This window comes from Fastidiosibacter lacustris, assembly GCF_003428155.1.
Lineage (GTDB): Bacteria > Pseudomonadota > Gammaproteobacteria > Francisellales > Francisellaceae > Caedibacter > Caedibacter lacustris.
The window spans coordinates 1-26,897 of record NZ_QLIR01000009.1; the positions used below are offsets into that span (position 1 = coordinate 1).

The 26,897-nt window shown below is 34.5% G+C and carries 24 protein-coding genes; 9 read left to right on the top strand and 15 right to left on the bottom strand.

The features are described 5' to 3' along the window. Nucleotides 1-287 precede the first annotated feature (287 nt). Nucleotides 288-1,064 carry a TatD family hydrolase gene (locus tag DNJ77_RS05475; RefSeq protein WP_116963990.1) on the top strand — a complete coding sequence of 259 codons (777 nt, stop codon included), beginning with the start codon at nt 288-290 and terminating at the stop codon, nt 1,062-1,064. On the opposite strand, the gene DNJ77_RS05480 is transcribed toward DNJ77_RS05475, so the two are convergent. Beyond that, nucleotides 1,045-2,409, bottom strand: a complete 1,365-nt coding sequence (locus tag DNJ77_RS05480) for an L-serine ammonia-lyase (RefSeq protein ID WP_116963991.1) — start codon at nt 2,407-2,409, stop codon at nt 1,045-1,047. The genes DNJ77_RS05475 and DNJ77_RS05480 overlap by 20 nt on opposite strands. Nucleotides 2,410-3,018: 609 nt before the next feature. Between DNJ77_RS05480 and DNJ77_RS05485 the strand changes: the two genes are divergently transcribed. Both DNJ77_RS05485 and DNJ77_RS05490 read left to right on the top strand, forming a co-directional pair. Next, nucleotides 3,019-3,363: a hypothetical protein gene (locus DNJ77_RS05485; RefSeq protein WP_157966609.1), complete on the top strand. Its 345-nt coding sequence runs from the start codon at nt 3,019-3,021 to the stop codon at nt 3,361-3,363. 90 nt (nt 3,364-3,453) lie between these two features. Further along, complete coding sequence (locus DNJ77_RS05490) at nt 3,454-3,906, top strand: ATP-grasp domain-containing protein (protein WP_116963993.1); 453 nt, start codon at nt 3,454-3,456, stop codon at nt 3,904-3,906. A 202-nt stretch (nt 3,907-4,108) separates the two neighbouring features. Here DNJ77_RS05490 and DNJ77_RS05495 read toward each other — a convergent pair whose 3' ends face one another. Beyond that, nucleotides 4,109-4,909 (bottom strand): ribonuclease T2 family protein, encoded by an 801-nt coding sequence (locus DNJ77_RS05495; protein WP_157966610.1) that lies wholly within the window; start codon nt 4,907-4,909, stop codon nt 4,109-4,111. A gap of 35 nt (nt 4,910-4,944) precedes the next feature. Beyond that, on the bottom strand, nt 4,945-5,631 hold the full coding sequence (locus DNJ77_RS05500; protein ID WP_116963995.1) for a hypothetical protein: 687 nt from the start codon (nt 5,629-5,631) through the stop codon (nt 4,945-4,947). 462 nt (nt 5,632-6,093) lie between these two features. Between DNJ77_RS05500 and DNJ77_RS05505 the strand changes: the two genes are divergently transcribed. Beyond that, complete coding sequence (locus DNJ77_RS05505) at nt 6,094-6,273, top strand: IS66 family transposase (RefSeq protein ID WP_338032301.1); 180 nt, start codon at nt 6,094-6,096, stop codon at nt 6,271-6,273. On the opposite strand, the gene DNJ77_RS05510 is transcribed toward DNJ77_RS05505, so the two are convergent. The 10 genes from DNJ77_RS05510 to ampD all read right to left on the bottom strand — a co-directional run bounded on the left by DNJ77_RS05510 (nt 6,274) and on the right by ampD (nt 21,430). Beyond that, nucleotides 6,274-7,431: a polymorphic toxin-type HINT domain-containing protein gene (locus tag DNJ77_RS05510; protein WP_116963997.1), complete on the bottom strand. Its 1,158-nt coding sequence runs from the start codon at nt 7,429-7,431 to the stop codon at nt 6,274-6,276. It lies immediately after the preceding gene. A 6-nt stretch (nt 7,432-7,437) separates the two neighbouring features. Next, entirely contained in the window at nt 7,438-7,569 is a 132-nt protein-coding gene (locus DNJ77_RS10155) for a hypothetical protein (RefSeq protein ID WP_275667770.1), read from the bottom strand. Nucleotides 7,570-7,613: 44 nt separating this feature from the next. Beyond that, a complete protein-coding gene (locus tag DNJ77_RS05515; RefSeq protein ID WP_116963998.1) occupies nt 7,614-8,789 on the bottom strand; it encodes a polymorphic toxin-type HINT domain-containing protein in 1,176 nt (391 codons plus the stop codon). Nucleotides 8,790-8,795: 6 nt separating this feature from the next. Continuing rightward, nucleotides 8,796-11,138 carry an RHS repeat-associated core domain-containing protein gene (locus DNJ77_RS05520; protein ID WP_116963999.1) on the bottom strand — a complete coding sequence of 781 codons (2,343 nt, stop codon included), beginning with the start codon at nt 11,136-11,138 and terminating at the stop codon, nt 8,796-8,798. Beyond that, complete coding sequence (locus DNJ77_RS05525; protein ID WP_116964000.1) at nt 11,135-13,816, bottom strand: hypothetical protein; 2,682 nt, start codon at nt 13,814-13,816, stop codon at nt 11,135-11,137. Before DNJ77_RS05525 ends, DNJ77_RS05520 begins: the two co-directional genes overlap by 4 nt. A gap of 53 nt (nt 13,817-13,869) precedes the next feature. Further along, nucleotides 13,870-16,038: a hypothetical protein gene (locus DNJ77_RS05530; RefSeq protein WP_116964001.1), complete on the bottom strand. Its 2,169-nt coding sequence runs from the start codon at nt 16,036-16,038 to the stop codon at nt 13,870-13,872. 99 nt (nt 16,039-16,137) lie between these two features. Next, nucleotides 16,138-17,388 carry a scabin-related ADP-ribosyltransferase gene (locus DNJ77_RS05535; RefSeq protein WP_116964002.1) on the bottom strand — a complete coding sequence of 417 codons (1,251 nt, stop codon included), beginning with the start codon at nt 17,386-17,388 and terminating at the stop codon, nt 16,138-16,140. Nucleotides 17,389-17,690: 302 nt separating this feature from the next. After that, complete coding sequence (gene pyrF, locus DNJ77_RS05540; RefSeq protein WP_116964003.1) at nt 17,691-18,443, bottom strand: orotidine-5'-phosphate decarboxylase; 753 nt, start codon at nt 18,441-18,443, stop codon at nt 17,691-17,693. A gap of 166 nt (nt 18,444-18,609) precedes the next feature. Continuing rightward, nucleotides 18,610-20,781, bottom strand: coding sequence for an AMP-binding protein (locus DNJ77_RS05545; protein WP_116964004.1), 2,172 nt, complete (start codon nt 20,779-20,781; stop codon nt 18,610-18,612). Between the two features lie 73 nt (nt 20,782-20,854). Continuing rightward, the gene (ampD, locus tag DNJ77_RS05550) at nt 20,855-21,430 is read right to left on the bottom strand and encodes a 1,6-anhydro-N-acetylmuramyl-L-alanine amidase AmpD (RefSeq protein ID WP_420810617.1); all 576 of its coding nucleotides are present in this window, start codon (nt 21,428-21,430) and stop codon (nt 20,855-20,857) included. A gap of 135 nt (nt 21,431-21,565) precedes the next feature. Between ampD and DNJ77_RS05555 the strand changes: the two genes are divergently transcribed. The 3 genes from DNJ77_RS05555 (at nt 21,566) to ychF (ending at nt 24,066) form a co-directional block, all read left to right on the top strand. Beyond that, on the top strand, nt 21,566-22,231 hold the full coding sequence (locus DNJ77_RS05555; protein WP_116964005.1) for a phosphatase PAP2 family protein: 666 nt from the start codon (nt 21,566-21,568) through the stop codon (nt 22,229-22,231). Between the two features lie 128 nt (nt 22,232-22,359). Then, complete coding sequence (pth, locus tag DNJ77_RS05560) at nt 22,360-22,935, top strand: aminoacyl-tRNA hydrolase (RefSeq protein WP_116964006.1); 576 nt, start codon at nt 22,360-22,362, stop codon at nt 22,933-22,935. Nucleotides 22,936-22,974: 39 nt separating this feature from the next. Beyond that, nucleotides 22,975-24,066 carry a redox-regulated ATPase YchF gene (gene ychF / locus DNJ77_RS05565; protein ID WP_116964007.1) on the top strand — a complete coding sequence of 364 codons (1,092 nt, stop codon included), beginning with the start codon at nt 22,975-22,977 and terminating at the stop codon, nt 24,064-24,066. A 30-nt stretch (nt 24,067-24,096) separates the two neighbouring features. On the opposite strand, the gene holA is transcribed toward ychF, so the two are convergent. After that, the gene (holA, locus tag DNJ77_RS05570; protein ID WP_116964008.1) at nt 24,097-25,086 is read right to left on the bottom strand and encodes a DNA polymerase III subunit delta; all 990 of its coding nucleotides are present in this window, start codon (nt 25,084-25,086) and stop codon (nt 24,097-24,099) included. A 184-nt stretch (nt 25,087-25,270) separates the two neighbouring features. Between holA and rph the strand changes: the two genes are divergently transcribed. Next, entirely contained in the window at nt 25,271-25,978 is a 708-nt protein-coding gene (gene rph / locus DNJ77_RS05575; protein ID WP_116964063.1) for a ribonuclease PH, read from the top strand. 11 nt (nt 25,979-25,989) lie between these two features. On the opposite strand, the gene DNJ77_RS05580 is transcribed toward rph, so the two are convergent. Continuing rightward, a complete protein-coding gene (locus DNJ77_RS05580; RefSeq protein WP_116964009.1) occupies nt 25,990-26,379 on the bottom strand; it encodes a hypothetical protein in 390 nt (129 codons plus the stop codon). A 228-nt stretch (nt 26,380-26,607) separates the two neighbouring features. Between DNJ77_RS05580 and DNJ77_RS05585 the strand changes: the two genes are divergently transcribed. After that, complete coding sequence (locus tag DNJ77_RS05585) at nt 26,608-26,895, top strand: helix-turn-helix domain-containing protein (protein ID WP_116964010.1); 288 nt, start codon at nt 26,608-26,610, stop codon at nt 26,893-26,895. The last annotated feature ends 2 nt before the right edge of the window (nt 26,896-26,897 follow it).

Consider the following 26,897-nt stretch of genomic DNA (forward strand, 5'->3'; position numbering starts at 1 on the left):
CAGTCAGTAATAATGCAAGACCTAGTGTGCTATATTTAAATGTTTTTGCCTGAGTGTGTTTCATACAATATTTTCCTCTCATACTTAATATGCCTTATTAATTCCCTTATATGTCCTATAATTTTGTGCAGGTTGCACGGGCGGCATTATAATATAAACATTTATCTACTTTCAAATACATTTTGATACTAATTAATTCTTCCTGCAAGAAGATAAATATTTAGGTAGTTTAATAACTACATACTTGTTACAATTTGTGATTATTCCACTTTAGTCAAAAAAATAACATGCTTACAGATAGCCATTGCCATTTAGACTTTACCTGTTTTGATCATATGCAAGATGATCTTATATCTAATTGCCTAGCTTCTGGCATTTCACATTTCATCAATCCTGCTGTACAGTTCCATAATTGGCACAAGGTGATTGCTTTAAGTGTTCATCATCCATTTATCACTCCAGCACTTGGTCTACACCCTTGTTTTTTACAAAATCATAGACCACATCATATTGATAAATTACACCACTGGATCACAATAAATAATATTAAGCTCATCGGTGAAATCGGCTTAGATAAACGCTTTTTAGATAATTTTGAAGGGCAGCAATTTTATTTTAAACAGCAGCTTTTAGTAGCCAAAACACTTAAGAAACCCATCATTATTCATAGTGCTAAGGCGCATAATGAAATCATTGAAACCTTAAAAGCTGATCATTTTATGTTTGGTGGGATTATTCACGCTTTTTCTGGAAGTTATAATATTGCTAAAACTTATTGTGATTTAGGCTTTAAACTTGGTATTGGCAGTATTTTGCATTACCCAAACAGCAAACTCAGTCAAGTCATTCGACGTATTGGTGCTAGCCATATTTTACTTGAAAGCGATTCACCTGATATGCCTTTACCTGATGCTGAAAATGCTATTAACACCCCACTTTCAATTTTAAAAACCTTTGATTTAGTCACCAACATTCTTCAACAAACACCTAAACGACTTAAAACCACTTTACAATCCAACCTAGACAATATAATAACACCTAAAACTAACACGCCGGTAAATTAACTGCCAACCCTCCTAACGATGTTTCTTTATATTTAGTTGACATATCTTTTCCAGTTTCTTTCATAGTTTGAATGACTTTATCTAAGCTTACGTGATGTTCTCCATCACCTAACAATGAAAGTTTTGCAGCATTTACCGCTTGCACAGCTCCCATTGCATTGCGCTCAATACAAGGAATTTGTACAAGCCCACCAATTGGATCACAAGTTAGTCCTAAATTATGCTCCATGCCCATTTCTGCTGCATTTTCGACTTGTAGCACCGTACCACCTAATAGTGCACAAAGACCTGCCGCTGCCATTGAACAAGCGACACCTACCTCTCCCTGACAACCCACTTCTGCTGCTGAAATAGAGGCACCTTTTTTAAACAAAATACCAACTGCTGCCGTTGTGAGTAAGTAATCAATAATGTCTTTTTTAGTCGTAAATGGGTAACTTAAAATATGATGTTTTAATACTGCGGGAATGATACCAGCAGCACCATTAGTTGGTGCAGTTACAACCTTGCCTCCAGCTGCATTTTCTTCATTCACAGCAATGGCAAACACATTAAGCCAATTTAAATCTTGAATATCCAGGCGACCACTCTCTAAACGCTTTTTCAACTTATATGCTCGACGCTTCACGGCTAGCCCTCCTGGTAGTTCTCCATCCGTAGCTAAACCTTTATCAATCGATTGATCCATAACTTGCCAAATTTTAAGTATACCTTCTTCTACTTCTACTTTTGGTCGTAATGAACACTCATTTGCCATCATCAATTCAGCAATATTCATATGATGCTTATGACATAATTCCAGTAATTGATGCGCAGTGGAAAATGGATAAGGGACTCGATGTGCATCCACTGGTGCGGGATCGCTTTGAGCTTGCATTTCATTTTCATCTAGAATAAACCCCCCACCCACTGAAAAATATTTACGTGTTACTAACACCTTACCTTTATCATCAAACAGCGTAAACAACATCCCATTGGCATGTTCTGGCAAAGCTTGATCATAGTGAAAGACAAAATCTTTTTCATAATCAAAGTTTATTTCTTTTTCATCCAACAATTTTATACGTTTATTTTTTAATATTTCAAAATAGTGCAAAGCTGCCTTATCAATATCAATAGTATGTGGTTCAAAACCTGCTGCTCCCAGTACACAAGCATAATCGGTTTTGTGTCCTTTACCAGTCAATGCCAATGAACCAAAAAGCTCAATACAAAAACGTGTTGTTTTCTCTAAATAAAGGTGATTTTTTTGTAAAAAACGAAAAGTCGCACGCATCGGTCCCACAGTATGAGATGAAGATGGACCAACACCAATTGAAAACAAATCAAAGATACTGATATTCATAAACTTTTATATTCCACATCATATACAGGTTTGCAAACGAGTTTACGATAAATCACCATCCGGCAGAAGTAAAATGATTTTCAACAAAGTTAGAACTACCTTATTAAAATTTAATACTGACATATTTATGCTGGTAGTAGATAAAGTAGATACATACTTGAATTTAATAAGCCAAGAGTGCTACGTTTAATCCAGCAGTTAGGTCTTTTCTTTATTCTCAGTACACTGATAACGATCGCAATTTAAAAGACGTCATTTCATTACGCAACGCATTATTTAATGCCGGAACAGCGATTGGTCCGCTTATTGGACTTTTGTTATTGAGCTTTAGCATTACGACACTAGGTTTAATAAGTATTATGATTTATACAACCGTTCTTTTTTTATTTTTTTGGTATAAAAGAGGAAATCAGGAAAAAAAGAGAAAATGTAAGTTTTTTAGGGAGTCTTTTCTCTTTTCTGAAAAATAAACAGGTCTACCCAATTATTCTTCTGCAAATGGGTTTTTCAGCGATTTATTCACATGTAGAGTATTTGCTGCCAATCTTTTTGCATAAAATTTCTGGCAGTTTCATGGTGTTGGTGGTCTTCACTGTAAATGCTACCCTCATGATCAGTTATCAGCTTTTCTGGAAAAGATATGCACATAACTTGAACTTTTATGTACTTTTTTCGTTTCAAGCATTGTTTTGTTTACTCATGGCTATGGCGATTAATGATACTTTAAGTCTTACAATAAAATATATTCTAGTACTGATAGGCATCATTGCATTTACAATTGCTGAAGTTGGAATGGTTAACAGGATTGATTACCTTATCACAAAAATCAATGCAAACAGCCTTGGCACATCATTTGGTTGGTTGTCTCTTTTCTCAGCAGGCTCGGTTGCAATTGCAAATTATATAAATTCAGTAATCGTTGAACAATTTGGTTTTCAGATAATGGGTATTTAAACACAACGGTTACGCTAACTGGAATTCTAGGTTGCATGGTATTTCTAAAATTTGGCATAAGGTCAGAAAACGTTCTAGGAGGTGAGAAAAATGAAAGATAATGTTGTTGTCGTATCTAGAGCAGGTTTTGAGTTGATTACGCGAAAAAACCAGTTGATAAACTCTCTTGTAGATTATAATTTATTCTGTTTTTATTCCATACGTTCACATAGTCTACCACCTTGCTCTTTAGTCAAGGAGCTTCATCTAATAGAACTGAGAGATAGCGAGAACTATCTACCTTCCATGATAAGTCTTCTTAATAATCGTTATCCTATCAGTCACTTGGTAAGTATATCCGAGCAAGATCTATTACCAGCTGCCCATGCTCGAGACAAACTTCGACTGCCTGGCTTAACTGTAGAGCAGGCAATGTATTTTCGAGATAAATTAATCATGAAAGCTGAAAAGGACCCGCAATTATACAGGATGGTGTTTGCAGACTACGCATACTCCTTTGTTGAGAGAAGATTTAACAATCGCTTTACCGACATGGGTGGTTAAGTATGACAATCAAGCTAGGGTTAATGCAGCCACATCCTCTGTTGACGGGGCATCTAAACTCTTAGTAGAGGGTGAAAATTATGATGAGTTGCTAGCACGATTGAAATGGCGCGTATGAAATGAAACGCACGACACTAAACTAAATACTCCAAAAAACTCAAACCGATACAGATACAAGACATAGCGTTAAATATTTAAATTTCTAAATTAGAGTGTGGGGTATAATAACTTTATCTGGGCATTCTTCACCTATTTGAGTATTTGTTTCTGCAAACGTTTCTCCTTTTCTGTCTATAAAAAAATGAACTTCATAAAGATAACTCCTGTTATCAAATTGAGCACACCGTAAACCTACACTTTGTGGAAGAAACGCGCGAATTTCAGCAATGTCAACTTCTTGATCATTAATTGGCAAAGATAAATTAAAAAAAGTAACCAATTTGTAAAGATAAGGAAATATCTTTTCTTTATACTTTAATGCCTGCTCAAAGTATTCAATCTGGGTAAGTCCAGAACACGTACCGTGCTTTTCCCATTCTTTGCTAAATAATTGATCGTTGTTTGGATATAAAGAAAATAGATTTTCGTTGTTTTTGATCATTTTTAGTATTGTTGGATCGATGGCGCATTGCTCTAAAGCAGGGCACCCTTTTGACTTAAAACAATATGAAGGATGATAATTTCTAATGTGAGTATTGCTTTTTATATGGTAAGGTGTTGCATAATAGGGCCATATCCCATGAACTTTGAATTCATTCTTGCAATTACAGCTAAATGATCTATAAAGTTTACAAAATGTTGGCTGCCATGTGACAGCGTAGACATTAAAATCAAATAATCCGCTAGGCGCGTTTTTTACGCTGACTTCCCAAGAATCGTCAGCAAATATAGGGGATGAGATACTAAAAAATAATAAAAGGAGTACACGCTTAAACATGGGAATTGTTCCTAAAGGTGTGAATTTCACTATAATATCAGTACCCGGAGTTGGGCAAAAAGTCAATGACTAAAGTCAATTACTATTGTATTGTTAATTTTTTAACTGCCATATGGAACAGATGAATGGTGAAGCACAATTTTTAATTGCCCACTTGGATCTTTGACATAAGCAAATGTATACTCCACCGTCGTAGTTTTACTCTTTGTATCAGTAAAGTCATAGGTTCCCATTGCAATTGCCATATCGCCATGGAAATACATTTCACTATTATGGAACTCTACTTTTGTCCATGGTTCCAAAGCAAAACCTTTATCTTCTTTAAATTTTGCATTATTACCAACAAAATATGACAAGGCAGATTCTTTGGTTTTTCTAAAAAGTGATTCTCTTGCTTTAGTTGGCTTGAACATTACCACACCGTTTTCATAATTATAGGCGTATAGTTTATTAATTATATTTTTGGCAACTTGTTGATAATCTCCTTTATCGAGATAGGCTTTACCTATCGCAACAATACCATTACCCCATGCTTGTTGTGCATCTTCAACCTCAGAGACTGTAATTGAACTTAATGTCTTTAATTGAGATGAACATTTTTCTGACGAATTAAGTACAACTTTTGGAGCAACTTGTTCTAATGAAGCATTAGGTTGACTCTGGCTTGGTATTGAGTACGCTTTTTGCACCATCCCGAACGTTATAACCATGCAAGCTGTCAATCCAGCGTGCATCATATAGGTTTTCAAATCAAGAACTCTTGATTTTATTGTTTGTTGATCATTCATTTGACTTCACTCCTTAACGTAATACGATCAAATTGACATGTCCGTCACAAACTATTTTACTATTATCCATAAACAGGTCTCAACAAGACAATCAAAAGTAAAGCAATAAGTTGCTATATTTGCAAAGCTTAATTTAGTCGTCCCTGCTATAGTAACCTCAGCAAATATGCTATATCTAAATCTCAGGAATAAAATTAAAGTTTTCATACATAATACTTACTCTATCGGGTAAAGTTAGTTTATCAACCATTTCTGTTGCAAATGCCATAGGGGCTAGGCAAGAATCAAGTCGTTTTTTGACGATGATTTGCCTGAAATTTCAGCAAGTTTAAGCTCAAGGATTAACGACAATTTTCACATCCCAAACTCGGTAAAATGATTTACGATGGGTATATTGTTCAAGCTAAGTTTTGCCATCACTTACCCCTGTATCGCCAGGAGCAAATCTGAAAACAGCTTGAAATTGACCTGCCACGCAACAGCATGTGTCGCTGGCTTGCTGAGTTAGGCGAAAAAGTACAACCTGTTGTGGATGAAGTGTTTGAGCAGATGAAGCTTTTGCCATATATCCAAGCCGATGAGACAACCGTTGCTGTCGTGAGTGAAAGAACACAACCACAAAAATCCTCACATAATTGCTAATCAACAAATCCTATGACCAACATGTGTAGCGGGAGGTGTTTTATCTCCTATATAATCTATGACATTAAATCCTTTTGTACTCATTAAAGAATCATGCCGAATATAGTAATCTTTGTTCATAAAACTATATATTCGATCATACACACCATTTCCATGGTATAAAAACCTATTAAAATAACTTTCTGCACTTATATATGCCTCAGAAGCACTGTCCCCCATATTTATTGAGTTTGCTTTCTCAACAACATCTAAAAAATAATTCATTGCGTCATAATCAAATGAGCTAATTATTGCTTTATTACTAGATATTATTTTTCCTGTATAACCATTTTCAATCACTATATATTTACTCATTTCACGTTTAAATTTATTTTTATGATATGAATATTTACTTCCTTTTTCTGTAGTATAAGAAATTTTACCTATTGATTTTTGGTCTTCATAAGCTCTTTTATTTATAAAACGAGACTCATGAACTAAATCTCTTTTGTTATGCACAAGAACATCAAGATCGCCTACAAAATAAATATGCTCCCTATAAACTTCTAAATTGTAGACAATGATAGGTTCGCTACTTTTATTATAAGGTTTACCACAACTACTATTTTGACCAACTGGACAAACCAATTTAACTTGCTTGCCAGTTTGACTCAACAACTCATCACTTGCTAAGACTTTATCAATTTCAACAAATGCACCTTTATTCTTTATATAAAAAGGATGGTTTGGTGTCGCGTTGATTTGCTCAATGTTCCCTAAATCGTCTTTAAACGTATAAATCCTAACATCTTCTGCATAGCGTTTAAATAGACTGATTACGGGTCTTTTTCTATCTATTGACCAATCAATACCAGAAATATCTAATTTGATAAATTGAATTGCTGTTACTGTGACTTGTACATTTTCAACTCCAAATTCAGGAATAGACAAGTTAACATCACTTTCTATCTTATCAAGGCTGTTTGCTCTTAACCAGTCAATCGGACGCAGCATTTTAATCTCAGCAGGATACTCTTTACCATTAATAATATCTGAATACTTAAGCTCAACTTTCTGCCATGTTTTAGGCGTGATTGGCTCAAAATCGTAACTAGGCAAAGGCAAGTTTCTACCATAAGATATACTTAAGAAAGTTAAAGTAAAAAGAATAATCTTCATAGTTGATTATGCCGCCTTTAGATCATTTTCTTCGTTTTCATCAATTATCAAGACATCATTATTAGAATCATCTTCTTCTGCACTTTGAAGTGTATTATTATCACCTACTTCTTGATCAGTTTCATAACTAGTAATCACAAAATCCCCGAGATTGATATCTTGTGTCTCTTTATTTGCAAAACTCAGTGAGAATTGCTGTGACTCTTTAGTTTTTGTTTGTTAATAAATCTTTCAATAAAGTTACTTCCACCCAATTTTCCAATATGCCTAATACGGTCGACAGTTATAGGCCCATATAACTGAATTTCTCCAGTTATATGGGCATCTAATGGAGCTCCCATACTTTTTAACTGCTCTAAAGAAAAATTGTCAAACCTTAGAAAAGAAAACCCTTTCATATTTATCTCATAAACGTTAATAGCCGCTTTTGGCGCTAAAGCATTGGCATTCCCTGAAAAACCACGATATGCCCTCATAGCACCTTCATAACCACTGCCTTCAACTGCTGAAATAGCATTCATCAAAACATGATCTGGGTGTATGCTGCGTGGTTCATTTGCAAACACTTGAGTCTTAAAGCCCCCAGCTGAAGATATTTCCTCTATTGTTCTTGTATCAACTCTAATTGCCGTATTTAGATTTGATGACAATAACTTCCTTGCTGCAAGATCTTTTAATCTTAGGCAAGTATTATGTACTAAAAGTTGTTTGTGCCCAACAAAATAAACATGCTCATGGTACACCTCTAAATTATAAACCTCAATGGGCTCAAAATATTTATTATATCGCTGACCACAACTACTTTCTTGGCCAACTGGACAAACCAATTTAACTTGCTTGCCAGTTTGACTTACTAACTTATCACTAACTGAAATCTTATCAATTTCAACAAAATCAGCTTTGCTTTTTACATAAAATGGATGGTTAGGCGTTACATTAATTTTTTCAATATTGCCTTGCTCATCTTTAAAGCTGTATGTTCTAACATCTTCTGCATAACGCTTAAAAGTTGTTATAACTGGTCTTGAACTCTGCTTTTGCCAATCAATGTTTGAGGTGTCTATATTTGTAGCGTTTATTTCTGTTACATTTACTTCAACTGAATCAACCCCAAACTCTGGTAATGAAAATAAAGCTTTGTTACCCACCTCATCAATGCCATTTGCTTTTAACCACTCAATCGGACGTAGAAGTTTAATCTCAGCAGGATATTCTTTACCGTCAATTATATCGTTATAGTTTAGCGTCACTTGCTGCCACGTTTCTGGTGTGATTAATTCTAAATCATAGCTTGGTAAAGTTAAGTTTTTGCCATACGCTATACTTAAAAACGCTAAAATACTAATAATGATTTTCATAAACAATTATGCCACCTTTAAATTATTTTCTTCGTTTTCATCAATTATCAAGACATCATTATTAGAATCATCTTCTTCTGCACTTTGAAGTGCATTATTATCACCTACTTCTTGATCAGTTTCATAACTAGTAATCACAAAATCCCCAAGATTAATATCTTGTATCTCTTTATGTATTGCCACAGACTCATCGTCCCATACCAATACCAATGTCCCCTCCGTAAAGCATGCTCTTTGAGGTTTGGCAGCCTTGAGTATCTTACCTACACCATAACCGATACCAGCAGTTAACGCACCAATACCAAGCCCTATGCCCAGCCCTCTTAAAGCATCAGAGGGGTTTGATCCAGTTGCCACATCCAAGCCAAATCCTATCGCACCTGTTATAGCAATATCCGCCACAGAGGAAGTAACTCCTGCTGCTGCACTTCCAATAATCCCTACTGCTGCGGCTGCACTAAAACCACCACTGATAGCACCACCTACAGCCCCTAAAATAGCTCCCTTCCATGCTGCTTGAGACATCGCTTCACCATTCCAGTCAGTAAGTGCTCCTGTAATTACGGTATTTGCTACAGTACCAACGATAGCGCCAACAATAATGCTTGTTAAAAGTGATACAATAAAATGTCCACTTGGATCCTGGTACATAATGGGATTGTTAGCACCATATAAATAACCATTAGTACCTCCTGCTTCAAAAGGAGACATACTATCATACGACATAAATCTTTTAAGTGCGGGATTATAGGCTCTATAACCGTTTCCTAAAAACTGATACTCTGTTATTGCATCGGTTCTTTGACCATTGTAACCAATAGACATGTTATGCAATAAAAGACTTTCAATATCAGTGCTTTCTGTTTGCAAAAGATCAGTTGCTATCCCATAAGGACTATAAGTTTTTTGACTTACCAATTTAAATTGTCCATTAGTTAAAGATGGTTGAATATCATATAAAACACTTTGGTTCATATCTTTTAAATAAAAGGATAAGCCCGTTATGTTTTTACTATTATTCGTCTGCTTTATCTGTCCTATTTTGCTCTGCCCATCTGAAAGATAAGTTAGCCATTCTCCATCTTGAGATTCATGCTTTAGTTGATTGCCAATATAGTATAAAAATAACTTTTCCTGTTTAGGCACTTCTTGCCAAACCATTTGATTATAACCATTATAGCCATAGGTTGTTTTTTGACCTGAGCTCTCACCAAAAGCTATAAAACTTTTTGTTCTCCCTAATTTATCATACGTAAGTACATTCCCATAATCATCTAAAGTTATCGCTCCTGCCTTATCATATTCTAACGTTCTAGAATTTCCATATTCTGAAACTGAGTTGGTATACCTTAGTAGCTTGACAGGATTGGCGGAATCATAGTAATAGGTTGTTACGTTATTTTTTTCTAAATTATCATGCTTATCAATGTAATTTGTTGTAATAGTTCTAATATTATTAAAACTATCGAAAGTATATACCTGCTTGGTAATAACATTCTTGAGAGAATCCCTAGGGCATAATACACCTTGGCAGCGATAGCTTTTAAGGTTATTCATGAGATCATAGTCATAGCTTTCTATGGCGATATTCCCTTGCTCATCGGTTCTTGTGCGCTTAGAGATATTGCCGCTAAGTAAACTAGCACCATCGTCTCTAGCTAAATTTTTATTTTCGCGATACTCATACTCAAGTTTATTTACCAAGCTCCCATCAACATAATCCTCTTGGGTATTTAACACACCTGTATCATGGTCGTAATAGAATTTAGTTGTAATCTTACTCTTGATGCTTTTCTCTATTACACGACCTAGGTTGTCATACTGGTAACGCACATAATTAAGGTCATAGTCACTATTACCTGCTTCTTTATAGTCAATACTTGATATCCTACCCATATTAGTGTAGTGATAGCGAGTAGTATTTCCTTGAAAATCAATAAATGAACTGAGCTTTCCTGATCTGCTATACATGTATTGAGATTCATGCTCTAACTCTGATCCATACCGGTAGCGTTCATGCTTTAAAGAACCATCAGCATTATAAACATAATGGTAATTCCCATTAGCATCTGTCATATTGACTAATGTCGCTGTTTTCGGATCATATCTGTACTGCACGGTGTACTCATCATCATTTTCAATAAAACTTTTACTCTTCAGCTGTGTTACTGGATCAATCTCAGATCTGAGGCTCGCTCCATATTTATTAATATGCTCAATAACGTTACCCATGACATCGTAGTTAAAATATGACTTATTGTTATCGGTATTAGTTTCCCACTTCAATTGTCCTAGTTCATCATAATAATGTCGACCTAAAACAAATTCTTCTTTTTTATCTGTTATCACACTAATTTGGATAGTAAATCATAAAAGTAATTTATTGAAGTTCCATTATCTAGTTCTTTAGAAATTAACTCCCCTTTTGGGTTATATATAAAATTTGTTTGGGAGCCATTTTCATTTACTGTTGTTATTAAACGCCCTAGAGCATCGTAAGTATTATGTACTTCATGATATACAGAGCCATCTTGACGCAATAATCTCAAAACTATTGGTTGATTGTCTTGGTTTAGTAAAGTTTCTCTAACAGGAGATTTATCCCCTTTTTTCCCCTCTTTCCATTCCCGTTTAATGTTTTTAACGTCGTCATAGATTGTATAAGTAATTGCTCCATCAGAATCAATTATACGTTGCTGTCTTCCTAATATGTCATAGTCTAGCTTAACAATATTTTCCACTTCATCGTTGAAAACATCTGTATCGTAATGTTTAACTTGGACAAGTCTGCCAGCACTGTCATAAGTATTTTCAGTTAACTTTTCAAACTTTCCAGCAATAGCATTTCCATCTATGTCAAGCGCTTGACGATATTTACCTATAATTCTTCCAAGCATGTCATAAGTCGATTTAACCTGATAACCATTAGGGTCTGTGGTAATCATGGCTATTTCATGATTATTTAATATATATTCATATTTCGTTCGAATCTCATGTTCTGTACCAAGACCATAGACTTCTTCAACTATTCTGCTTAAATCATCGTAATATCTATAGCTTTTATTGCCCATTGCATCTTCAGTAATAACCGGCAAACTAGTATATTTGTCTTTTATGACTTTCTTTTTCTGAGCAACTGCTGCAGCTTGCTTTAGGTTTATTTTAGGGTAAGTAGTTGTTACTATTTGGTTATTTTTAAATTCATAACTAAAGCCTGTATTGATTTGCGCTAGTTGCTCATTTTGGCTATCTCTCGTTATAGCTAAGTTTTGTAAACTAATATTTTTAATCAGCGCAAAATGATCAGCCTGACTACGGTCTTCAAAATAGTTATTTTCTTCCTGATGAAAAAAGCTAGCTTTTCCAGATTGACCCAAATAGCCATAAAGCGTTTTTGTTGGCACAATCAAGTTTGTGTTATTGAGCTTTTGATAATGATATTGCTTTATTTGCGGTGAAACAGCAGTGCCGCTAACATTACTGGAAGATTTAATGACTTCTTCTTTGGGGAAACGAACAAAACCGCTATTGTCTTTTGGACATCCATTTGTACTACCATCCGGTGAACAATAGCTAATAGTTTTGGTTACGCCAAGCGCGTCTGTTGTACTGATAATATTCCCATATTCATCATAGCTTGATTTTGTTATTAATTCGCGATAGGCATCTGCATTCTTACTTTTGTTATTTTCTAAATTATAAAAACGTGTGATCGTTTTGCTCGGAAAATTATAGGTATCAGGTAACTCATCAAATGAACTCTCTAAAGTGAATTCGTAAATATAGTTCTCTTCCTGCACTGTATTATCAACATTATTGAGGGTATAAATTTCTTTGCTGTCCAGTAAATGAAATTTATTGTAGGTATACCTTTCCTTTGTATAATCTGTCTTTTTCTCAGTTATATATTGATAACTACTGTGTTGCTCATACATTGGATCAACACCTTTTGAAGGTACTGTGTATCTTTCGCCTAAATAATTCTCATCAGATAAAGGCTTATATTCTGTAACTATATTTTCTTGCTTAAAACCAGGGATAACTTTATGACGGGATACATAATAAACAGACCATTGTCCATAATTTTGTGACAAAAGCTCATAATCGAAATTTTCTTTAAGACCTGTTGGGTAGGTTATTTGAGATAGAAGACCATTGTAGTCATAGTCATATGTTATTATGCTTTTCTTATCCGGAAGAATAACAGAACTTAATGTCCCATTATTTTTAATTAACCGAATTTCTTGATCCTTTCCAGATAACCCTTTACTGGTGATTCTTACATTTCCTCCCTCGTAATTGAAAACAACTCCAGACTCTTGATCCTCTGCCCAAATCTGATCAATTAATAAAGATTCATTAACATACTTAATAAAAACTTGATCACCACGCTCATTCGTAATTTTAAAAACACGTCCATACTGATCCAAATATTCAGTCAGTCCATCTTTATATTGAATAGAGAGCAAAGCATTACTCTCCTCGTCTGGACAATAATTAACTCTAATGTCTTTTAGTTTGTAGTATTTTAATTGTGGGTCTGCAATATCCTCAATAAAGTATCTTCCCCCTCTTGATAAGGATAAATACTGGCTGTTTGCATCATAATGAGTTAAATTAAATCCCCAACCTCTACCTACCTGATAAGAGTCTAAATTAGAATTATGGTTATACGAAAGCATAATTTTCATCTGCGGACCATTTAAATTATGAGAAAGAATTTGGGCAACTTGAACAGATACCCCTAAACTTAAAGTCCTTTGGTCAACCTTAGCACTTAAAAACCCACCAAAATTAAATGCACTTGACTCAATATTATTATCCGCTCCATTTCCCCTTAAAAAATCCTTTTTTTCTACACTTTCATTAAGCTGTATTGCTTTTTTGTTAAGTATTTCTGATGTATCTTCTGTAGAAACAGCTGATAAATCAGAGTTTTTTGTAGCGATGAAATTATCTGCATTTACTTCGTTGAAAAAAATAATAAAGCCAAATAAAGTAATACGCTTTTTTAATGAAGAATACATTTACTCTTCCCCCTTATTGATTAGAAATAAATTTATGACGCTATATTTGAGAATTAAATTCTTAATTCTTCGCCGTTATTTAAAAGAACATCTCTTGTGATATTGCCATACATATCTTGTAAATCGACTCTAACATTATCTACTGTCATATGAGCGTTTGGAAAACAAATGAAAGGAAAACACTTAGGGGTTATCCTGCTAACTCCAACCCAAACGAGATAATCACTTTTATTTTTAATAGGCGAAGTATCACTACCGTCATAACCATTAGTTGTATCAAGCGTTACTGTGATCCCATCTGAAACGTTAATATTATGATCACCATAATTACCAAGATAAACATAAGGACTTCCACCAACCTTTGAACTTGGAATCGTTAGTGTTGCATTCCCAACTCTTGTAAGCCAACCGCTCGTATCACTTGAGTTATACCCAGAGTTTAAAAGGCTTGGATTCTTCCAATCTGCTTGAAATTCATGTGAGTGATTTCCGAAAGTTTTATTAAGCACTTTATATAGTTGAACACCGTTGTCTGGTTTAAATTCATACACAGAATAAGACGGCTTATAGATATTTGAGCTACCAGGCTCATGTACAAAACTCTTACCCATACTGTGAATTTTCAATGGTAGTATCGCTGTTATATCCACCTGACTTGCACATGTATTAAAGTTTCTATCTTGTTCAGGTTGTTTAGTACATAATGAATACTTTTGGTTAGTGTTAATATAATTTGAGTCTGGAACCATAAAATAGAATTGCTTTTCACCTGTATTAGCAAAAAAATTGGCTCCGCTATTACTCTCACTTCTGACAGAGGGATTATATACACCTAAATTAAAATCATTTCGCATCAAACTATATGCAGGACTTGTTTTTGCGCCTTCAAATGGATTAACCATATTAAGTGGTACTGTATTGTTGAATTCATTTTTTATGTATAAATTGTTTGTATTGACAAGATTTGAGTGTCCAGGTGGAAGTAGTTGCACGTCACTTAGTTTCTTAACTTGATAGCTTAAAGTTAAAGGAAATTGATTAACGCCATTGGCATATACCCTTGTATCATTAAGATTGAATGATGGGCTTAGCCTAACATCTGTTGAACACCTAAGTTTAGTATTAATACTTATTGGTAAGTGTGTGATATCATTAAATATAAAACATGGGTAATTTGCTTTATTAAATGCCTCAAATATTTTCTTTTCTTTAACACTTTCTTTAACACCTGTAATATAAGTAATAGAACCATCAGCGTCCATTGCAGAATCTATAATTTCATCAGTGTTTATTAAATTTATAGGTGTCATATTGTTTTCTTCAATATCATAAATATAGTATTTATTGTCAGTCTGAATAACAAGTTTCTCCTTGAGATTCCCATTTTCACTACTTATTACTTGCAAATCAATTCTCCCTTTAGTAATGGGAAAGCCAAACTTATATATTATTTTAAAATTTCCATTTCCAGAGATTTTAACAAGAAGTCCATCATAATTTCTCAATGCATAAACATCATTATTGTAAGCCACGAAATCCAGACTAGCCGACAGGTCATACATGAAGTAACCTAAAGGAAGTTCACCTAGAACACTACCGTCCTTAATATTATGCCTCCGCCCGATATAGGAATCACTGCCACTGATAGGGAGCTTAAAGCTAGTAATGGAAATAACAGAGTTACGTCTAATATAAGCATCAATGGCATCAACTGCAAATCTCTTATTCAACTCAATTAAATCTCTCTTAATTGAATAAGTATTCCAACTCAGTAACATGTTATCTCTCAGTAATATAATATGATCATCAATTAAAGCTACTTTTTTAATACCACTTCTTATTAAAGTAAGATTATTAGGATCTTGATTTGAACCAAATAATTGACCTTTATCTGTTAAAACCAAAGATAAATTACTACCTGCACTATTATCGTAAATAATATCAATAATTTTTTCATCTTGATTTAATTTAATGCTACCAATTTTTTGCCATTTTTCGCTATTATCTTTCCTATAAAATTCATTCCCTATTGAAGCTAAAATAATACCATTTTTCGTTGAGAAAACTTGCTGCGGGAAAATTCTATTTTTTTCCATATCCACTGCAATACTTGAATAAACTATCTCTTGCTTATCTCTGAGATTATTTTCCCTAATATCTGCAACAACAAGATTAACAGACAAAATAGCGGAAAATGTTAAAAACATCTTATTTAACTTCATATATACTCCCATTTTATATAGTTCAATTATTGTTTTTAGACCCAATAAATTTCAGACTTCCATTTAGGGTCAAAATGGAAGTCTACTTTTTTAAAAAATCTATATTCGTGCAGCGCTTACAATTATATTTGACGGAATCTGATTAATATAGGTATATTCACTCTGGCTAATATAAGCCAACCTGTTTTCAATATTGACCTCCTTTGAATAAGGAATATAAATACCTTGATGATCATTTTTTATTTTATATAAATATGAATTTGATCCAGGATTTCTTGCTTTAAATGAATCAACTATATAATTGCTATTCGATGTTGTTGATACATATTTTGATGCGGCTTTCCCATCAGCAACGTAATCATTTAAACTGACGTTACTATTTTTATCTCTAGCTATAAAGCCTTCCTTAAATATATCACTTGGCGGTCTATCATCTAAACGATAAATATACTTTGGTGAGGTATATTTTTTTGTGACTTCTCGTATTCTTTTTTCCGCTTGGCTTACTAAATTTCTGTATCCAATATGATCATTGTAATATTTGGATTTCAATATTTCTTGAGCAAAAAAACCTCTTTCACCATCTGACATTAGTTCACCACAAACATTATGAACTAAGACGCTACCTTCCCCTGCAAAATAAACATGCTCCCTATAGACCTCCATATTATAAACAACAACAGGTTTTCCGTCTTTATTATACTGCTCACCGCAACTAACCGTTTTACCTACAGGACAAACCAAACTAACCGCTTTACCCAATTGACGCACTAATTTGTCACTAGAGAGAACCTTATCAATCTCAATAAACTTACCTTTATTTTTTACATAAAATGGATGATTAGGCGTTGCATTGATTTTTTCGATATTACCTTGATCATCTTTAAACTTATAAGTCCTTACATCTTCTGCATAACGCTTAAAAGTGCTGATAACAGGTCTTGAGTTTTGTTTTTGCCAATCAAGACTTGAGGTATCTATACTTGTAGGGTTTATTTCTGTTACTTTTACCTCAACCCTATCAACACCAAATTCAGGAATCGATAAATTCACTTGATTTCCTAATTTATCCATACCCTGCTCTTTTAACCAAGTAATTGGGCGTAATAACTTAATTTCAGCTGGATATTTCTTTCCATTAATGATATCTGAATAGCTTAAATTTACTTGTTGCCATGTTTCAGGTGTGATTGATTCTAAATCATAGCTTGGTGAATTTAAATTTAAGGCGTAGCTAATACTCAATAAACTGATTAACCCCATAATATTTACAATTAACTTTTTAATGATTAACTGGATCCCGATGTATAAATAATTTTTATGACATTTTGCAAAATTTAAGATTTTCATTAAACGTAGTAATTCATTTTAAACCGCAGATATAATGAAAAAGTGAAAATTTTCATTTATTTTATGAGACATCTACTTTCTAATGCTTATGGCTAAATAATAACTCCTATAATTACTAAATTCAATACCCATAAGGAAACAAAAAAAGCAACCAGTAATCTAAATGAAAATAGTACGGCCCTTAGTGTGTATAATTTTTGGTTATATTACTAGCATTTAACGTTGGATAAACTTTTTTAAAAAAATCATCGACAAAACAATAAGTTGCTCTATTTACAATAGCCTAATCTGCTTTTTTGGAGCTATATATTATTTAAAAACTGCCAGGCTTGTTGTTGATATTCAATAGCTGCTTGTTTTGGATTCTGTGCACCATATATGCCACGACCTACAATAATAATATCTGATTTTTTTTCCTTAATTACATATTGAGGAGTATGATAGTTTTGACCTAGATCATCTTCTAAACTTGAAAAACTCACTCCTGGTGTCATCGTAACTAAATCATTATCTTGACTAAGCTTTTGCTGAGCAATGAAACCCATTATAAAATCTTTATTTCGTTCTGCAATTTCAACCGTTTTAGCGGTATAGGCATCACTGAACAAATTACGATTGCTACTCATCTGTGCTAATAATAAGAGCCCTATGTCGCGACCTTGGCATCCCTTTTTGAGCCCCTCTATTATGCCTACACCTGGCAATAAGTGTGCATTGATAATGTCTGCCCACTGGGCAATATGATAGATACCATCTTTAACTTGATGACAAACCGTATGACCAATATCCGCGAACTTACGATCCTCGAATATTAAAAAACCAGCTTCATCGGCAAGTTTCCGCAATATTTGGGTAAGTTTAGGTGTAAAATCTGAAATGATATCGATATGTGTTTTTAAAACCGCAATGTGATCTGCTGTTTGTTCTACTAAATGAAGTAAACTTTTACTATCTGTCATATCCACTGATAGTGCAAGGTTGGTTTTTTTACGAATTACAATATCTGCTAATTTTTGACTCACAGGATGAATAGATTTAGAAAAAGATAAACGCATGGTATTAAAGCCTTACCTTGATTTGAGCTTGGACTATATCACAATCCTATTAAAAAACCTTTAATATTTAATAGTTTTTTAAAATATTATCGTGAAAACTTTTGGAAATAACAACCCCATCCATGATTTGCACTAAGGTTAAAATATTCGAATTATGCACTTGTCACTAACGTAGAAGTTCTAACACCTGATTTTTAGCTGCTGCGAAATCTGTTTTTCCAGAGCCAAGTTTTGGGATACTTTCGACTTTAAAGTAATTTTGTGGTTTAAGTAGATTATTCATTCTTGAGTTATTTACTTTTTGTTTCAGATCTTCTGCTTTAATGTCCATTGTATATAGAAGTGACACACACTCACCTTTTTTTTGATCTGGAGTTGCCACCGCTAAAATCTCATTTTTTTCATCGTCAATACCAATAAGTTTTATAATTTCATTTTCTACAGCTGACAAGCTGACCATTTCCCCACCTAATTTAGCAAAGCGTGAATAACGATCTAAAATTGTTAAATATCCATCCTCATCAAGCATACCCTTATCACCTGTTTGATACCAACGGATGCGATTTCGTTTAAAAATCACTTCTGTAGTTTTTTCTGAGTTATGTAGATAACCTTCCATTACATTCACACCACCAAAGGTAATCATACCTGCCTCCAAAGCTGGTAACTCTTCTTTTGACTCTGGATCAATAATCATAAATCGCCCACCTGGTACTGCATTTCCAACAGTACCAACCTTATTACGAATTATCCCACCTTCATCTGGCTGATTGACAGATGCAACAGGACTTAACTCAGTTGTGCCATAACCTTCATAAATAATCTTGCCAAATTTTTTCTCAAACATACTTCTTACTTCTGGTAAAAGCTTCTCAGCACCTGCAACAACAAAGTTTAAAGATGAAAACTGTTCCGCAGTAAGTTGTCTGGCACGAGCATAAATTCTAAAGAAAGTTGATGTCCCACATAAAATTGTAGGTTTATATTTTTCTGCTAATGTGCCTAACATAGCCGCATCAGTAGGATCTGGGTGGCAAATCATAAAAACACCTTCAATTAAAGGTAATATTGTCGTAGCCGTCATACCAAAAGCATGAAAAATCGGCAAAATACTTAAAATTGAATCGTTTGACTTTGCGCCTAAAATAATCATCGACTGCTTCACATTCCCCAGAATATTCTTATGACTTAACACTACTCCTTTTGGTTTCCCCTCACTGCCACTACTAAATAAAATCGCAGCCGTATGATCTGTTGAAACGCGTGTTACATAATGCGCAATCAAATGCTCTGCTGAAGAGAGTTTCACATGTAGCAAAGTCTTTAATAACGTAAATTTATCCAATTGCTGACGCATGTCTTCTAACAAAATAATGTGACACTGACTAAAAACTTCTTCTAAATAAAAACCTTTCTTCTTCAATTGCTCAATGAAACGTCCTGAAGTAACAATGGTTTTAATATTAGATTCTGAAATAGCTGCATCCAATGCACTTGTTGAGGCAGTATAATTTAAATTAACAATCGTTTTACCCAAAACAAAAGCACACATCATAGCCATTGCCCCACCGACACTCGGTGGCAAACAAATACCAATACGCTCTTGCTCTCTTAATCTAGGCTCCATCAGTTTAGACAATGCTAAAGTCGCGACCAATAAGCGCTCAGAACTCAGTTCAACGCCCGTGGAATCGACAATCACTTTTTTACCTTTTCTTGCTTTTGCTTGCTTTATCCATACTTCCGGAATAGATGGCATAAGTGAAACATAGCGCTCCCAGGCGTAAATATTTTTTTCTGCTAACAGATCTTTAAGTGCTTTGTTAGATAGAGAAATGCTAATAGGTTCAAAAAAACTCAGATGTAACCATTGTGGAACGTTTCTACCACGTGTGTATTTGATACATTCGAAACCACAGACTTGCATAGGAATAATCTCATTATTAAGCTTGATGACTTTATCATATAAATCTTGATGTGCAAGGAGTATACCTTCTCCTGTCCATGAGCTTATAAAGGCTTGAGATAAAATTTTAACACCTGAATGCTTAAGTAAATAATCGATCAATCTGCCAGGTGGGTTATGACATTCCATCACCACAGTTACAGGCTGTTTAGCAATTTTACGTAACAGCACAGCCAGAAATAAGTTCACATTATTACTAATCACTACTGCTGGCTTAAAGTTAGGCACATAGTTCACATGATAAAAATTACACATATAACGTTGGCGCTCTTTTAACTGCATCACAACAATCAACGTCTTATTTGACCAAATGAATAAAGAACCTAAAATAATCAAGAAACTTATAATAATGAATGTTAACATGAATGCCATAATTGCAACCTTCTCTGCAGATTTCTTATCATTATGCGAAGAACTGTATAGTAAAAAATTTGTTTACAAAAGTCTAATTATCATTTTCAGGATCTAAAACACTGGTCATAAAACGCCGCCAATCAAAGCCAACTCCTGGATCCGTTTTTCTATTTGGTGCAATATCTTGGTGACCGACAACGTTGCCTTTAATTTGCGGATAAACATAAATCAAGGCTTTACTTAAACTAGCAATACTTTGATATTGCTCATCTGTAAAACTCGTTTTATCTGTACCTTGCAATTCTATACCGATAGAAAAATCATTACAATTAGTTTGCCCTTTGTACTCGCTTAACCCCGCATGCCATGCGCGTTTATTTATTGATACGAATTGTAAGATCTCCCCATCTCTTTTAATATAAAAATGACTAGATACGCGCATATTTTGCAAGGTTTGAAAACTTGAGTTTTGGCTGCAATCCAATTTATTTAGGAAGAAATACTCTACGTTATCATTATCATAACACCCTTCTGGCAAAGAAATACAGTGGATGACCAAAAGACTAATAGTCGTATTTTCAGGTCTATCGTTATAATTGGGGGAATGATACTTGGTGGCAATATTAATCCAACCATCAGCTGTTAATTTTAAGCCTGTCATTGCCATAACTAAATATTTTCTCGAGTTTATGCACGCATCACAAATAATAACTAAGCAAGCAAAAACCCGCAATAATCACTTTCTTCAACCATTAAAAATGTCTACTCTTTCTTTACCTAAAAATTTGACATAATAATTTAAATGAAAAAACTAGATAACTTTAAACCATTAATTAAAAACACACTTTATGTTGGCATTATCACGTTCATAATCTGTATACTTTGCTATCTTTATCTTGATCGATTATTCATACTAAATATCAATAACCACATAAACCAAGTCCTTGTATTCACCAAACTTTCTAAATTTATCTCGACCTTATTTGCCCCCAATAATTGGGCGAGTTTGTTTTTTGTGCTTTTTCTTATTTGCATTTGGCAATACGTTCGTCGCAAACTTAATCAACGCCTAATGATATGGACATTAACATTATTCATTGCGATTGTCACAACTTTGGTCGTAAAAATCCTTGTTGCACGCTATCGACCCGAGTTATTTTTACAAGATGGTTTGTATGGTTTTCATGGGTTCTCACACAAACGTCTCTTTAATAGCTTTCCATCGGGTCATACCTCACTTGCTTTCGCAGGCTTTTTAGGGCTTAGTTACTTTTTGCAAAACAAAAAGCTTACTTTTATATTCATCATCCTTGCTATCCTTATTTCGATTAGTCGAATAGTGAGTGGTCAACACTATTTAAGCGATGTCATTGGTGCTGCATATATTGGTTTGTTTAGCTTTTTGTGGGCAAAGCAAATCATTTTCTTTGCTGTTGGAATACATAATTACGATGGACTGGTAAGATAGGGTTATTAGCATTTATGCATAAATGGTAAGCTACTTACTGAGAATGCAACGCGAAAAAATCTGTAAAATAATTTGTGATGAGTATATACTCCAAGCCCAATTACGTTGTTGGAAAATAAATTGTCTGAATGTCTAAAATTAAACTGATAGTTGGTCTTGGTAACATCGGTGCACAATATGAGGGCACACGCCACAATGCAGGTGAATGGTTTGTCGAATCTATAGCACGTAAGCTTAATACTACACTTTCTTTTGATAGCAAATTTCATGGGGCAATTGCTCAAAGCTATATTGCAAACGATAAACTCTGGCTTCTCTATCCTCATACTTATATGAATAAAAGCGGACTTGCCGTGTCTAAGCTTGCTCAATTTTATAAAATTGATGCTGAGGAAATTCTTGTTGCTCACGATGAGCTTGATCTTCCTTGTGGACAACTTAGGTTAAAAAAAGGAGGTGGGCATGGTGGGCATAATGGTTTAAAAGATATTGATGCAGCTCTTGGCACTCGTGATTACTATCGACTGCGCATTGGCATCAACCATCCTGGTGATAAAAGTAAAGTGATTGGTTATGTGTTAAGCAAACCTTGTTTGGAAGACAAGATTGCAATCGACGATAGCATTAAACGTGCGATATCCCATCTAGAGGATATAATACACGGGAACTATCAAGCGGTGATGAATCAGCTTCATCAAAAATAAAAATGTAATGAAATAAAATAGAAAATTTAAGGATTCATTATGGGTTTTAAATGTGGAATCGTTGGCTTACCCAATGTAGGCAAGTCAACTCTTTTTAATGCATTAACTAAAGCAGGCATTCAAGCTGAGAACTACCCTTTTTGTACAATTGAACCCAATATCGGTATTGTCTTTGTACCAGATGTACGTTTGAAACAATTATCTGATATTGTCAATCCTCAACGTGTATTACCAGCCACAATGGAATTTGTCGATATTGCAGGTCTTGTAGCAGGCGCATCTAAAGGAGAAGGATTGGGAAATAAATTCTTAGCCAATATTCGTGAAACTGATGCTATCGCGCATGTCGTGCGTTGCTTTCATAATAACGATGTTGTACACATCGCAGGCAAAGTTGATCCAATTGATGATATTCAAACTATTAACACTGAGCTTTTATTAGCTGATCTTGAAACACTTGATAAAGTGATCCTTCGCATACAAAAACTTGCCAAAAGTGCTAACAAAGAAGCTAAACTTCAGCTTGAATTTTATCAAACGCTAAAAGCGCATTTAGAAGCAGAAAAGCCAGCGCGCAGCTTTCACTTTAATGATGAACAACAACTATGGATTAAGCAAACACCACTGTTGACAAATAAACCAACACTGTATATTGCCAACGTTGATGAAACAGGTTTTAAGGATAATCCTTTTCTAGATAAAGTCATTGAATTTGCTACAACAGATAATGCTGATGTTGTGGCAGTATGTGCTGCGATTGAGTCGGACATCACTGAACTTAATGATGAAGAAAAACTTGAGTTTCTTGCCGATCTTGGATTAAATGAACCTGGGCTTAATCGTGTCATTCGTGCTGGTTATAAACTTCTTAAGCTTCAAACTTACTTCACAGCAGGAGTCAAAGAAGTTCGTGCTTGGACCATTCCTGTTGGAGCAACTGCGCCACAAGCTGCGGGTAAAATTCACACTGATTTTGAACGTGGTTTTATTCGTGCAGAAGTCATTAGTTTTAATGATTACATTCAATATAGCGGCGAAAAAGGTGCTAAAGATGCAGGAAAAGCACGCTTAGAAGGAAAGGAATATATCGTTCAAGATGGTGATGTAATCCACTTTAGGTTTAATGTTTAGTAATTTTGATTGCCACTAAGGTGAGTATATTTAATGATGAAGCTGACAAATTAGTTCATTTAGCTCTTTTTCAACGTTCCCAGACTCTATACCTTTGATCATTAAATCAATCATAAAGCATTTGTTTAACAATTGGCTATATTGGTTTGGGTGAAACTTTTTAATTAAGCGCTGATAGGCAATTTGTTTGTCACGCCAAATATTATTCGTGACAAAAGTGCTTTGTTGCTGTTGTGGTGTTTGCGTTGAGAGCTTAAGCCAGATTCGAACTTCCTTTACAATGGCCCATAAAATGATAGCAGTCTCGATACGTTCTTTGAATAAGTATTGTAGAATCGTAAGCGAGCGGTTGATATTTTGTTCAACGATACTTTGAGATAGATCAAATACATCATAACTCATAGCATTGCTTAAGTATTGAGAAAGAGTGTACTGATCAAAGCTTTTTTCAGGCTGATCTTGTAACAGGCTGATAATTTGACTAGCAGCAAATAAATTGCCCTCTGTTTTTTGTGCTAACAGCATAAGGGCATCTTGAGTAAGTTTAATAGGTGTTTTAAGTGAAGTAAGTTCAAGTTTAATTAATGTCATAGCTTCATTAATACTAACAGGCCAGATCTGTACATAGAGCGCATTCTGAATGATAGTTTGAAACCATTTTGTTTTTTGTTGAGCACTGTTTAAGTCTTCAAACACGAGTAAATAGCGATCGTTTTGTGGCACGCTATTTACACACTCAGTAAGTAGCTTCTTTGCATTCTTGTCAGGCGCTTTACTAATATGCAACTGTAAGAGTCTTTGTTCAGCAAATAGGCTAAATGTATTGTAGTTGAGTTGAAGAAAATCATATTGCTGATTGGTGATCTGTGTGCGTAAAATTTCAAACTGCTGTGCTTTATATTTTTGATTAATCAAGTCAACCAATTTATTTTTTTGGAATGGCTCTTTGCCTGTAATAACGTAGCACGGGAAGTCCTTTTTATGAATGACTTGTATGGCTTCTATATAGGTTACTTTCATAAGATGTTTATTAATATGCAAGCTAAAAACTAGCGTTAGTATAGCAAAGCTTACATAGCTGCCACAAAGGGTTTTGTGATATTTACTTAAGGCTTAAAATGAGTTGTAATGAGTAATAAAAGCTGCAAAATACGGGGTGAGTCAGATATACTGTGCACTTATTGTAAAAAAAACAGGAATCAATATGCGTCCAAGTCAACGAAAAGTAGATCAAATGCGTGAGTTAACAATTATTCATGGCTTTACCAAGCATGCAGAAGGTTCTGTTTTGATAAGCTTTGGCGATACAAAAGTACTATGTACTGCTTCAGTTTTGAAGGAAGTGCCAAAATTTTTAAAAGATACTAACCAAGGATGGTTAACAGCAGAATATGGAATGTTGCCACGCTCTACACACTCACGGATGGATAGAGAAGCTACAAAGGGCAAGCAATCTGGAAGAACACAAGAAATTCAGCGTCTAATTGGTAGAGCATTAAGAGCCACGGTAGATTTAAGCCAAGTTCCAGGTTATACAATAAAGGTGGATTGTGATGTGTTGCAAGCAGATGGTGGCACAAGAACAGCAGCAATAACAGGGGCGAGTTTAGCAATTCAAGACGCTATTTGTTATATGCAAAAAAATGGATTGATAACAGAGGAAGCTCACCCTCTTCAAGCAAGTGTAGCTGCTGTTTCCGTAGGTATCTACCAAGGCTCAGTCGTGTTAGATTTAGATTATGCCGAAGATTCAGCAGCTGACACCGACATGAATATCGTAATGACGCATAATGGTGGCATCATTGAAATTCAAGGTACAGCTGAAGGAATTCCTTTTTCTGATGAGGATTTCCAGCAAATGCTAAGCTTAGCCAAAAAAGGTATTAAGGAAATATTCGAAAAAACCAGATAAATTTGATACGTTTATTTAGAAATAAGGTAATCGTTAATCTTACATAAAATCTTAGTATCTTGCTGCTTTAGCTCATTACATGCTGCTTGCAAAGGTTCACTAGATATAAAAATAAGACGCTGTTCAAGTATGTTTATTTGAGTCAACAGCGCTGCTCTTTTTTGTTGTAAATCTTCAAGAATAGGATCCTTGTTAGCAAGAAGCTTAATATAGTCAGTACCTTGTTGCATTTTGCCTTCAGCTTTGTTAAAGCTTTCGTTTTGCTCTTGATTGTATTGCAATGGTTTGCGATGTTGGTAATTATTATTGTTTGTAGATGAGCTGTGTTGCTTAGTATTGTTACCTTCAGCTATTTTTTTTCTCTTTAGCGATAAAGTTTTTCTAATCGGTGTATCAGTCATGAATTTAATTCTTTTTGTTTATTGGTAATGAATAGATAATCTTAAAAATCATCTGGTCTTATTTTGTGCGTCACGCATGATTGTAAGCGTGATTGCGCTTGCTTTTAAATCATGCTGTCCTTATAATACACAGTTGATTCGTAAGATCAATAAAAACAGTGCTCAAAACGTATTGTGATAGTGAGTTTCTGTTGATGTAAAACCACAAAAATTTAAGAGGAAAAAAATATGCCAACGACGATGCATTACGGTGATGCACATAAAGTAGTAGAAGTGCATCAAGAACTACCGCTTCGTGATCATATTAAAGAGGTTATTGCGACCTACTATAAAAACATGGTTGCACAGGGCTCAAGACCTGAAAACGTTTATGAATTAGTAATGGCTGAAGTTGAGCTGCCTTTGATTGAAGCAACAATGGAATACACTGGTGGTAATCAAAGTCGTGCTGCCAAGATTCTCGGTATTAACCGTGGTACCTTCCGTAAGAAACTAGCTCACTACGGTATGCTATAAAG

Excerpts from the sequence above, each read along its gene's own strand:
- DNJ77_RS05480 (WP_116963991.1), bottom strand. The coding sequence starts at position 2,409 with ATGAATATCAGTATCTTTGATTTGTTTTCAATTGGTGTTGGTCCATCT.
- DNJ77_RS05535 (WP_116964002.1), bottom strand. The coding sequence starts at position 17,388 with ATGAAAATCTTAAATTTTGCAAAATGTCATAAAAATTATTTATACATC.
- DNJ77_RS05555 (WP_116964005.1), top strand. The coding sequence starts at position 21,566 with ATGAAAAAACTAGATAACTTTAAACCATTAATTAAAAACACACTTTAT.
- pyrF (WP_116964003.1), bottom strand. The coding sequence starts at position 18,443 with ATGCGTTTATCTTTTTCTAAATCTATTCATCCTGTGAGTCAAAAATTA.
- ampD (WP_420810617.1), bottom strand. The coding sequence starts at position 21,430 with ATGGCAATGACAGGCTTAAAATTAACAGCTGATGGTTGGATTAATATT.
- DNJ77_RS05545 (WP_116964004.1), bottom strand. The coding sequence starts at position 20,781 with ATGGCATTCATGTTAACATTCATTATTATAAGTTTCTTGATTATTTTA.
- ychF (WP_116964007.1), top strand. The coding sequence starts at position 22,975 with ATGGGTTTTAAATGTGGAATCGTTGGCTTACCCAATGTAGGCAAGTCA.
- DNJ77_RS05500 (WP_116963995.1), bottom strand. The coding sequence starts at position 5,631 with ATGAATGATCAACAAACAATAAAATCAAGAGTTCTTGATTTGAAAACC.
- DNJ77_RS05515 (WP_116963998.1), bottom strand. The coding sequence starts at position 8,789 with ATGAAAATCATTATTAGTATTTTAGCGTTTTTAAGTATAGCGTATGGC.
- rph (WP_116964063.1), top strand. The coding sequence starts at position 25,271 with ATGCGTCCAAGTCAACGAAAAGTAGATCAAATGCGTGAGTTAACAATT.
- pth (WP_116964006.1), top strand. The coding sequence starts at position 22,360 with ATGTCTAAAATTAAACTGATAGTTGGTCTTGGTAACATCGGTGCACAA.
- DNJ77_RS05525 (WP_116964000.1), bottom strand. The coding sequence starts at position 13,816 with ATGTATTCTTCATTAAAAAAGCGTATTACTTTATTTGGCTTTATTATT.
- DNJ77_RS05580 (WP_116964009.1), bottom strand. The coding sequence starts at position 26,379 with ATGACTGATACACCGATTAGAAAAACTTTATCGCTAAAGAGAAAAAAA.
- DNJ77_RS05490 (WP_116963993.1), top strand. The coding sequence starts at position 3,454 with ATGAAAGATAATGTTGTTGTCGTATCTAGAGCAGGTTTTGAGTTGATT.
- DNJ77_RS05485 (WP_157966609.1), top strand. The coding sequence starts at position 3,019 with ATGATCAGTTATCAGCTTTTCTGGAAAAGATATGCACATAACTTGAAC.
- DNJ77_RS05530 (WP_116964001.1), bottom strand. The coding sequence starts at position 16,038 with ATGAAGTTAAATAAGATGTTTTTAACATTTTCCGCTATTTTGTCTGTT.
- DNJ77_RS05475 (WP_116963990.1), top strand. The coding sequence starts at position 288 with ATGCTTACAGATAGCCATTGCCATTTAGACTTTACCTGTTTTGATCAT.
- DNJ77_RS05585 (WP_116964010.1), top strand. The coding sequence starts at position 26,608 with ATGCCAACGACGATGCATTACGGTGATGCACATAAAGTAGTAGAAGTG.
- holA (WP_116964008.1), bottom strand. The coding sequence starts at position 25,086 with ATGAAAGTAACCTATATAGAAGCCATACAAGTCATTCATAAAAAGGAC.
- DNJ77_RS05510 (WP_116963997.1), bottom strand. The coding sequence starts at position 7,431 with ATGAAGATTATTCTTTTTACTTTAACTTTCTTAAGTATATCTTATGGT.